This is a genomic window from Bradyrhizobium uaiense (assembly GCF_010811875.1).
GTDB classification, from domain to species: domain Bacteria; phylum Pseudomonadota; class Alphaproteobacteria; order Rhizobiales; family Xanthobacteraceae; genus Bradyrhizobium; species Bradyrhizobium uaiense.
On the sequence record NZ_VKHP01000664.1, the window covers coordinates 1 to 274 of the forward strand.

A 274-nucleotide genomic window follows, 5' to 3' on the forward strand; every position below is an offset into this window, starting at 1 on the left:
GGCGCGGGTCGGAATACCGGAGAAGGGTGAACCACAGGCCGACTGCATTCGCCGCTTCCGCCAGCAACATAGTGTCCCCATCCTCAATGCTCTCAAGGTATGGCTCGATGACATGGCCCCGAAGGTCCTGCCTGACAGCAAGCTCGACGACGCCGTATCCTACACCCGAAACCAATGGGAATATCTGACGCGCTACACCGGGGACGGCAGCATGCCGATCGACAACAATCTTCTGGAGCGCGACATCAGGGTTTTTGTAACTGGCAGGAAGAGT

General features: G+C 58.0%; 1 protein-coding gene. It reads left to right on the plus strand.

Translation table 11 applies throughout. The annotated features are described in order from the left end of the window. Positions 1–274 (plus strand): IS66 family transposase (locus FNJ47_RS46990; protein WP_163163611.1); only part of this gene is annotated, 274 nt, incomplete at both ends.